This window comes from Methanobacterium sp., assembly GCA_030017655.1.
Taxonomy (GTDB): Archaea; Methanobacteriota; Methanobacteria; order Methanobacteriales; family Methanobacteriaceae; genus Methanobacterium_D.
In genome coordinates this window covers 5,094-12,656 of sequence record JASEIM010000034.1, presented here as the reverse complement: position 1 = coordinate 12,656, position 7,563 = coordinate 5,094, and the positions used below count along the sequence as shown (strand labels likewise).

Below are 7,563 nucleotides of genomic sequence, written 5' to 3'. Positions count from 1 at the left end.
ATTTGATAATGAAGCTATGCTTGAAGAATTCGCGCTTGAAACGTTACTTTCAATTGGAACTTTGTATGTTGTAACGCGATATTTGTAACCTACAAAAACCTTTTTGTATTTGTAGTATATTTTGTAACGCCATTTGCCTTTGTATCTGTATTTTTTCTTGATTTTGTAACGTTTATATTTGTACACTTTGACTTTTATGGTTTTCTTGACTATTTTGTATTTTGTTGTTCCTGAACTGGCGTATTTATCCTCAGGATCAAATTTAGTCGTAGTGTTTTTTACTGTAGCTTTTGTTTGGTTTGTAACTGAATTTTCATTTGAAACCTGTTTTTTATCTGTTAAGGTTGTGTTTTGTTTTGTAAATGAATCATCATTTAAATCCTGTGTTGTTGTTACAGGAGAATTTACAGTGTTTGTTGTTTGTTTGGTGACTGAATTTTGACTTGAAACACGTTTTTTAGCTACTCTGTGTTTATGAGTGTATCTTGTTTTTTCTGTCTTTTTAATTTCAGTTGTGTTAATTTCTGATGTTTTGTTCTCAGATTGTGTACAATTAGATTTACTACGTTCAGCGGTCTTGGCTCTTTTTGCATATTTATCAGCATTATTATGTGTTTCAGCTGATTTTATACCATTTGATTCACTTTTTAATTGATTATTTGTGTCTTCATTTAAAGTGTTGGTATTTGAAGTTGTTGTTTGTGCTGTCCCAACCTCTGCAGCGCTTGCATCGGCTATACCGCCAAGTGATAAACTGGCGATTAAGAGGACTGCTAATAACAGTTTCTTCGTAATTATACCGCCTCCGATTCCCAATTATAAAAAAAACCATTGTGGGTTTTCTTTTGGGTAAGCACTGATAGTAATTTATACTATATAAAGGTTTCGGAAAAAAATTGTTAAAAAATAGATATAAGTGCTTTAATTTAGGATTAAGCCATTATTAATGGATTTCAATAAAATTTTTATAAAAGGCCTAAAGATTATTAAAGAATTATCATATCACAATACACTCTAAGTGAAATTAAAGATGATAGGGGGCTAATGTGATAAAAAGAGAATATTAATCTATTTATAATATAAAAAAGAATAATATTAGTATATATTCTTAATAAATAAATAATTATTTGTGTTTTAGTCTATTAATACAATTTAATCGGGCACTAAAACTAAAATTTACAGATCAACAACTCATAATTACTTATTATAATAACTTAAGTTACTTAAAGGCATAAAGATTAATAAAACACATTTAAAGTTAGCAGAAACTTAATAATTAAACCTTAAAATAAAATATAAATAAAATTCATATGCAGACTTTATTTGGATGCTGATTTCCTATTATTTTAAAAGTATTTGAATTACAATTATTAATATAAATAACTTCTAACTAAGTGAAATAAGGTGAAAAAATATGATTGATGCAAGTATCATTGGGGGCAGTGGATATACAGGTGGAGAACTCCTGAGGTTATTAAAGAATCATGAAAATGTGAATATTAATGCAGTAACATCCAGACAATACGATGGAATTAATGTATCCAAGGTTCATCCTCATTTAAGAGGCGTGAATATTGAATTTATGGATATTGGTGCTGATAAAATTGATTCTGATGTCGTTTTTACAGCAACTCCTCATGGAGCATCCATGAATATAGTTCCAGAGTTAATTGAAAGAGATATAAAGGTAATTGATTTAAGTGGAGACTACAGATTTGATGATATAAATGAATATGAAAAATGGTACGGTTTAGAGCATTCAGCTCCTCTTGAATCTGTTTATGGACTTCCAGAAGTATACAGAGATAAAATAAAAAAAGCTAACCTTGTGGCTAATCCTGGATGTTTCCCTACAGGTAGTATTTTGGCTTCAATTCCGCTTGTAAAGGGAGGCCTTGCAGATGCAATTGTGGTTGATTCGAAAACAGGAGTTAGTGGTGCTGGAATTAAACCAACGGAAGCAACTCACTATCCAAATATAGGAGATAGTGTAGTTCCTTATGCAGTTGTAAATCATAGGCATATGCCGGAAATTCAACAAGAAGTTCAAAAATTCGGCGATGTTAAAGTATCATTTACACCACATCTTGTTCCAGTAATAAGAGGCATTTTGACTACTATTCACACATTCCTGAAGGAAGATGTAACATCTGATTATATTAAAGAGATTTACGATGATTTCTATGAGAATGAACCATTTGTTCGTGTTCTTGATATTAATGAAATTCCAAGATTGAGTGCTGTTAGGGGATCTAATTACTGTGATATTGGTTGTTTCCAGATAGATCATAATGGTAGAATTGTGATAATATCTGCCATTGATAATCTTGTTAAAGGCGCTTCTGGACAGGCGGTACAGAATATGAATATTATGTATGGATTTAATGAAAAAGAGTCTTTGGATATTACTGGCCTTCATCCATAAACACTATTTGTAACTAAAAGTCTAATCTATAATAAAAAGGTATAAAGTTAATCTGTAATGATAAAAAGTTTTAAAAAAACATTAATTATTTATGCTATATCAACAAATTTTTTTCAAACTTTAAGACAAAAAAATTTATGCAAATAGAATTATTAGCATATAAGATTAGATTTATTATAAAGGATTGTATTGGAATGAAATCCGTTATACTGTATTATTCGAGAACTAGAAAGACAGCTGTCGCTGCTAAAGCACTTGCTGGAGAAATTTCAGCAGATATAATTGAAATAGAAGATTTAAAAAATAGATCAGGAGTTTTAAGTTATATTGGTTCTTCAATGGAAGCACTAAGAGAAATTAAAACAAAAATTAAACCAGATACTCTTGACCTTAGTGATTATGGGCTGATTTACATAGGAACTCCAGTATGGGCTGGAAAGCCATCTCCAGCAATAGTTACTGCAATTGATAAATATAATTTCCAGGGTAAAGATGTAATATTATTTGCAACCTACGGAGGATCAGGAGGCAGCAATGCTATTAAAAGAATGGAAGAAAAAATTGAAGCACGTGGAGGTAGAATAATCAACTCCTTTTTAATTAAAACTTCCGGCAAAAATACGCATCAGATACATGAAGAAATTATAGGTGTTGTTGAGGAGATGGATTTAAAAATATATGGAAGTTAAATTTTAAATCCATTATTTGTATAATCTGTTAAATTTTACAATATTTATAAGAGACCTTAAATCCTATTTAGGGTATAGACAGTGAAAAGGTGTTTTAATGAAAATAGAAAAGTTTATGGAATCATATAAACCATTAATAGCAATTCCATTAATCATTACAATAATTGCTATAGCTTTATTGGCTGTAAATGGTTTAGATCGAGGTATAGATTTAGAAGGAGGTACACTAGCTGACTTACAACTTCAAAAGCCCATTGATAAAGCTCAATTAGACACTTTAATCAGCGATGGTCTTGGTACCAATGAAGTAGATATTAAATCAATTGACGCAACCAAGGCAACTGTTGAGATGGGCGAATCAATAGATGTTATTAAGTTTTCAAGCGTTTTAAATGGGACAGCAGATATTTTAAGTTTCAGAACAGTAGGACCGGTATTAAGTGCGGCAGCGCTAACACAGGTAATCTGGGCGCTTGCAATAGCATTTATATTTATGTCAGTAACTGTGTTTATAATATTCAGGAGCTTCGTGCCGTCAATGGCTGTAATTCTCGCTGCTTTATCTGATATTTTGATAGCAGCAGGAGGAATGTCTTTATTTGGAATTCCCCTTTCAATGGCATCTGTTGGTGCGCTCCTACTCCTTATTGGATACAGTGTGGATACTGATATTTTACTTACTACACGAGTGCTTAAACGCAGAGAAGGAAGCATTACCCAAAGAGCAATTGATGCAATGAAAACAGGTCTTACAATGTCTGCAGCCGCAATAGGTGCAATGGCAGCTTTATATATAGTTACAGTATTCTTCATACCTTCTGCAGAGGCTCTTGCAAATATTGCTGCAGTTTTGATTATCGGACTTGTTGCTGATGTTCTGGCGACATGGCTTATGAATCTTGGAATACTCAGATGGTACATGGAGAGTGGTCGCAGATGAGTAAAATCACCGAATTTTTAAAGGATTATCGTGTAATTATTCTTATTGTATTTTTAGTGGGGAGTTTAGCCTCTATATCTGTTTTAGGTATTGAACAGGGACTGGATTTAAGAGGCGGTTCAATTATACAAATACATTTAGAAAAACCAGTAGATTCTGACACGATGAATGTTGTTACATCAGTTCTAGACAAACGTCTGAACACATTTGGTGTAAAGGACATCAAGGTACGGTCAAGCGGAAATCAGGATGTGATTGTTGAAATTGCCGGTGTAAAGCCAGATGATGTTTCAAATATTGTGGGAACCCCTGGTAAATTTGAAGTTAAGATACAAAATCAAACAGCACTTACAGGCGCGGACATTGTAAGCGTAAAACCATACGTAATTACAGGAAACCAATGGGAAGTTCCATTTACGGTGTCAGTATCCGGTGCAGATAAATTTGCACAGATAGCTAAGGGTAAAGCCGGAGTTCCGGTTGATATGTATCTCGACGATAAACTAGTTTCATCTCCTGAATTAGGAGAAGGGCTGGCCAATGGTGTACCTTCCACTGATGTGGTGGTTACTGGAGGAGCAAATACAAGGGAAGATGCGGAAAAAGAAGCTAAAGAAATTCAAACAGTATTGCAGTCAGGTGCTTTACCTGTATCAGTTAAAATTGTTGGAATAAGCAGTGTATCTGCCGAACTTGGTGATCAGTTCAAAAGTGGAGCTCTAATAGCAGGAATTCTTGCATTAATTGTGGTTTCAGCTATTATCTTCATTAAATATAGAAATCCTATACTGGTACTGCCAATAATCTTTACCAGTCTGGCAGAACTTGTACTGATTCTGGGAATAGCATCCATAATAAATCAAAATATAGATCTACCTGCAATAGCGGGTATAATTGCAGCTATTGGTACGGGGGTAGACGATCAGATTATTATAACCGATGAAGTCCTCAAAGGAGACCAGAAGAAAAAGAGTAGGAGAAGAGCAGGTTTCAAGGCTAAAATTAAGGGGGCCTTCTTTATTGTATATGCTTCAGCTGCAACATTAATTGCTGCAATGCTCCCATTAGCTTACATAGGATTTTCAAGGGGTTATACTGGAATTGGAATTCTTTCAGGTTTTGCATTTACTACCATTATAGGTATATTAGTTGGAATCTTCATTACAAGACCAGCATATGCAAAATTCATCGAGAAATTCATTTCAACAGATTAGATGTTTAAAAACATCTCATTTTCTTTTTTTTTGAATAAAATTAATTATATTGGATTTAATTATGGATTTTTTTTAGATTTAATTTAGAACAGTAAATTAGTTTATACAGTTTAAATCTCCTGTTCTGGTTGAGATACGTATTTCTTTAAAACAGAATAAATATTATTTAGTAAGAATTTCTTTTAGTGCAGAACCAGCTGCACCGCCAAATGCTGCAATTATTATATTTATTGTAGTCAATACTACAGTTACAATAATTGAAATACCTGCAATAGATTGTCCAAAAATTTCTGCAACAGCTATGATTGCAGTAAAGAACATTAATAATTTGATAATCCCACTAATAATACCTATAATTGCTCCATTCACAACACCATTTCTAATGCTATGATTTACAATATATCCAACCAGAATTCCAGCAATAAATGTTGAAATTAACCCCCATTATAACCGGAATAAAAATAATTAATATTCCAAGGATAAAAGAAAGAATGAATCCTATTATAATTGCTTTCCAGTTAATCATAATTTCTAACTCCTGGGTAATATACGTTTATAGTTGTAGTTAATATTTAAGATTATCTAAATTGGAGTAATGTTATCAACTATTTTTTAAAAAAGCAGGATATGAATCTAATTTTAATCTCCTTTGAAAAGATTAAGTTAAAAGAAAACTAAAAATGATATCAATGAAGGATGGAAATAATAAAGAAATAAAAAAATTAGATGATGTTAAACAATGGATAAGCGAAGGAAATAATTATTTAAAGCTTAAACAATATGGGCCTGCAGTAATATGCTATGAAAATGCTTTAGAATTGGATCCAGAAAACACTCAGATCTGGGATAATCGAGGAGTTGCCCTGGCGGGCGCTGGAAGACATGATGATGCAATAGAAAGTTTTGAGATAGCATTAGAATTCAAACCAGATAATGCCCAGGCATGGTCTAATATGGGTGTTTCTATGGGAGCTCTTAAACGGTTTGAAGAAGCTATAAACTGTTTTGATAGAGCAATAGAACTCAATCCTCTTGATAGCAATACATGGAATAATAAGGGTACTGCTTTATTTAGCCTTTCAGAATATTCAGAAGCTCTCCAATGCTTTAATAGGGCACTTGAATTAGATCCAGATAATGCGAAGGCGTTAGCTGGTAAAGGTTCCGCACTTCGTTTTACAGGAGATTATGAAGAAGCTATAAAATCTCTGGAGAAATTCATTGAAATAGCCCCTGTAGAACTATCTTACCAGAAAGAGGAAGCGTGGGCCATGATTTTTGATATTAAACTTCTTCTAAATAGAAAATCTAAAAATTAAGAATTAAATTAGATTTCAATGTCAAATATGAAAATATTTTTTAATTTTTTCTAAATTTTCTTCTTTAAGAGGAAATACTATTCTTTTACCTTTATACTCGAAAATAAATCTGGAAACAGGAGATCCAATATGAATATTTTCAATTTCACTTAGTTTATATTTATTCACTTTTTCAGTTCTCTCTTTTCCCCAGAATTTTTTTCTGTACTCAACCAGAAACTCTTCAGTTATTTCCAGATCAAAGGAAGCATCTTCAAGAAATAAAATGGTTTTTTTAAGGTCTTTATCACAAAAAATACAGTAATCACTATTTTCAGGATTTCCAACGCCACAATTTGGGCAAATAAGAATAAAAATTTCAGATAAGTTGTTTTCCTCATTAAAATCCATTGAAACACCATTTATAAAAACTTTTTAAAGATTGATTTTTGACAATATTTATAATTACGCCATAGTAATACTAATATAAAATAATTTAATATAAAATAGTTTGATTTAGTATTACAAAAAAGAAAAGAAGGAGTGATATAAAATGCCTAGAGCAGGATTTAGTTCAATAGATAAATCTACACAAAAAACAAAAGAATGGCTGCATGAAGTACAGGATGAACTAGGATGGGAAGATGAAAATATGGTATATATTGCAGTAAGAGCAGTTATTCAGACTTTAAGAGATAGATTACCCGTTGAAGAAGCAGTAGAGCTGGCTGATGAGCTTCCAATGGTTATGAAAGGTATGTATTATGAGGGATACAGAGCAAGTGGCAAACCTGAAAAATTAAAAAATCGGGAGGAATTCTTTCAGAAAGTTCAGGAAAAGTCACCAAATAAGCCAATAAAAGCTGAAGAAGCCACAAGGGCAGTATTTCATACACTGGAGAAAAAGCTTGGTGGCGCCGGGGAAATTAGACAGGTGAGACATAACCTACCTAAGGATCTTCAAAAACTATGGAAATCATCAATTGAATAACTCTGT

The 7,563-nt window shown here is 32.4% G+C and carries 9 protein-coding genes; 6 read left to right on the top strand and 3 right to left on the bottom strand.

Annotated features, from left to right (window positions below):
• The coding region (locus QMD61_10755) for a hypothetical protein (protein ID MDI6725113.1) at positions 1-816 on the bottom strand (816 nt) is incomplete at its 3' end.
• A gap of 598 nt (positions 817-1,414) precedes the next feature.
• Here QMD61_10755 and argC point away from each other — a divergent pair.
• From argC to QMD61_10735, 4 genes are all read left to right on the top strand, one after another.
• The gene (argC, locus tag QMD61_10750) at positions 1,415-2,425 is read left to right on the top strand and encodes an N-acetyl-gamma-glutamyl-phosphate reductase (GenBank protein ID MDI6725112.1); all 1,011 of its coding nucleotides are present in this window, start codon (positions 1,415-1,417) and stop codon (positions 2,423-2,425) included.
• A gap of 194 nt (positions 2,426-2,619) precedes the next feature.
• The gene (locus tag QMD61_10745; GenBank protein ID MDI6725111.1) at positions 2,620-3,114 is read left to right on the top strand and encodes a flavodoxin; all 495 of its coding nucleotides are present in this window, start codon (positions 2,620-2,622) and stop codon (positions 3,112-3,114) included.
• 97 nt (positions 3,115-3,211) lie between these two features.
• Positions 3,212-4,054: a protein translocase subunit SecF gene (locus QMD61_10740; GenBank protein MDI6725110.1), complete on the top strand. Its 843-nt coding sequence runs from the start codon at positions 3,212-3,214 to the stop codon at positions 4,052-4,054.
• Positions 4,051-5,268, top strand: coding sequence for a preprotein translocase subunit SecD (locus QMD61_10735; GenBank protein ID MDI6725109.1), 1,218 nt, complete (start codon positions 4,051-4,053; stop codon positions 5,266-5,268). Before QMD61_10740 ends, QMD61_10735 begins: the two co-directional genes overlap by 4 nt.
• Positions 5,269-5,430: 162 nt before the next feature.
• Here QMD61_10735 and QMD61_10730 read toward each other — a convergent pair whose 3' ends face one another.
• Entirely contained in the window at positions 5,431-5,703 is a 273-nt protein-coding gene (locus tag QMD61_10730; GenBank protein MDI6725108.1) for a DUF5518 domain-containing protein, read from the bottom strand.
• A gap of 254 nt (positions 5,704-5,957) precedes the next feature.
• Between QMD61_10730 and QMD61_10725 the strand changes: the two genes are divergently transcribed.
• The gene (locus QMD61_10725; GenBank protein MDI6725107.1) at positions 5,958-6,587 is read left to right on the top strand and encodes a tetratricopeptide repeat protein; all 630 of its coding nucleotides are present in this window, start codon (positions 5,958-5,960) and stop codon (positions 6,585-6,587) included.
• Between the two features lie 21 nt (positions 6,588-6,608).
• Here the strand turns inward: QMD61_10725 and QMD61_10720 are convergent, their stop codons facing one another.
• Complete coding sequence (locus tag QMD61_10720; GenBank protein MDI6725106.1) at positions 6,609-6,977, bottom strand: hypothetical protein; 369 nt, start codon at positions 6,975-6,977, stop codon at positions 6,609-6,611.
• 142 nt (positions 6,978-7,119) lie between these two features.
• On the opposite strand from QMD61_10720, the gene QMD61_10715 reads away from it, so the two are divergent.
• Positions 7,120-7,557 carry a DUF2267 domain-containing protein gene (locus QMD61_10715; protein ID MDI6725105.1) on the top strand — a complete coding sequence of 146 codons (438 nt, stop codon included), beginning with the start codon at positions 7,120-7,122 and terminating at the stop codon, positions 7,555-7,557.
• Positions 7,558-7,563: the final 6 nt, after the last annotated feature.

What these genes read in the sequence shown, in the direction of transcription:
- argC (MDI6725112.1), top strand. Translation starts at nt 1,415, where the DNA reads ATGATTGATGCAAGTATCATTGGGGGCAGTGGATATACAGGTGGAGAA.
- QMD61_10745 (MDI6725111.1), top strand. Translation starts at nt 2,620, where the DNA reads ATGAAATCCGTTATACTGTATTATTCGAGAACTAGAAAGACAGCTGTC.
- QMD61_10740 (MDI6725110.1), top strand. Translation starts at nt 3,212, where the DNA reads ATGAAAATAGAAAAGTTTATGGAATCATATAAACCATTAATAGCAATT.
- QMD61_10735 (MDI6725109.1), top strand. Translation starts at nt 4,051, where the DNA reads ATGAGTAAAATCACCGAATTTTTAAAGGATTATCGTGTAATTATTCTT.
- QMD61_10725 (MDI6725107.1), top strand. Translation starts at nt 5,958, where the DNA reads ATGAAGGATGGAAATAATAAAGAAATAAAAAAATTAGATGATGTTAAA.
- QMD61_10720 (MDI6725106.1), bottom strand. Translation starts at nt 6,977, where the DNA reads ATGGATTTTAATGAGGAAAACAACTTATCTGAAATTTTTATTCTTATT.
- QMD61_10715 (MDI6725105.1), top strand. Translation starts at nt 7,120, where the DNA reads ATGCCTAGAGCAGGATTTAGTTCAATAGATAAATCTACACAAAAAACA.